At 78.4% G+C, this 1,210-nt stretch carries 1 protein-coding gene; it reads right to left on the bottom strand.

Annotated elements, in window-relative coordinates; all coding sequences use genetic code 11:
* On the bottom strand, positions 1 to 1,210 hold a 1,210-nt coding region (locus ABD308_RS38475), incomplete at both ends, for a GTPase (RefSeq protein ID WP_344345616.1).

Below are 1,210 nucleotides of genomic sequence, written 5' to 3' on the forward strand. Positions count from 1 at the left end.
CAGCCGCTTGCGTCCGCACAGCCGCCGGAACTCCTCCGGCGCGTCGTCGGGGTCGGGCCCGATCTGGTCGGTGCGGTTGAGGACCAGGAGGGTGCGGTCGGCCTTGCCGGGCAGGTGCGCGCCGGGGTCGCCGCCGAGGACGAGATCCACGTCGGCGCGGTCGCCCATGACCAGGTTGGTGGAGAAGAGGTAGAGGACGGCGGCGGCGTCCGGTACGGAGTGCAGCGCCGCCTCGGTGTGCGGCTCCCGGCCGCTCTGGAAGCCGGGGCTGTCCAGCAGCAGGACGCCCCGCCACTCGTACCCGGCCGTGCGCGAGGTTTCCGGCGCCGCCGAGACGGTGAGGTCCTCGGGCGGTTGGAGGCCGGCGTCCAGCAGCAGCCGGCGGATGAACGAGGACTTGCCGGTGTTGTAGTCGCCGCAGACCAGCACGCGCGGCCGGGGGTCCGCCGCGAGGGCGTCGAGTTCGGCGAGGGCCCCGGCGGCGGCCTCGTCGCCGTCGAGCCGCCCGCGGATCCCGGACAGCCACGCACGGCCCGAGCCGGGTCGCGGGTCGGCGAACGGCCCGTCGGCGGCCCGCCGGGCCCAGGCCAGGAACTCGGGCTGCTCGAACCGTTCGACGGTGTCCGGCCGGCGCGGGGCCGGTCCCGCGTGCGTGCCATCCTCGCACCAGGATTCGCCGAGCCACAGGTGGGCCGCCGCCGCCTGTCCGGGCAGGCCGGTGGCCGCCTCCCGGTCGAGGGCGGCCTCGCGCAGCACCCGCGCGGGGTCGCCGAACGCCGGCAGGCGCCCGGTGCTCCGCCCGATCGCCGCCCGGCAGCGCTCCGCGCCGGCGGCGATGCCGCGCAGTTCGAGCGCGTGCGTCACGGCGCTGCCCACCTGCCGGGTCAGGCCGAGCCGGACGAGTTCGCCGACCTGTTCGGCGGTGGCGGCGCGGGCCCGCTCGAAGGTGTCGGAGACGGCGGCGCGGGCGCCGGCCCGGGCGCGGGCCAGCGCCTCCTCCTGACGCTGGCGGGCCTTGCGCCGGCCCCAGCCGCTGAACAGCCTCCCGGCGAGGCCGAGCGCGGCGCCGACCAGCAGGATCCCTCCGACGCTCCACCCGACGGGGTTCCAGGCGTTGGCGATGACCAGGCCCGCCAGGGCCGTGCTGGTGCCGGCCGCCGCCGCGCCGCCCATCCCCGCGGCGATGCCGGCCCCGCGCAGCCGCCGCCCG

Origin of the sequence: Kitasatospora putterlickiae (genome assembly GCF_039527695.1) — a bacterium.
Lineage (GTDB): Bacteria > Actinomycetota > Actinomycetes > Streptomycetales > Streptomycetaceae > Kitasatospora > Kitasatospora putterlickiae.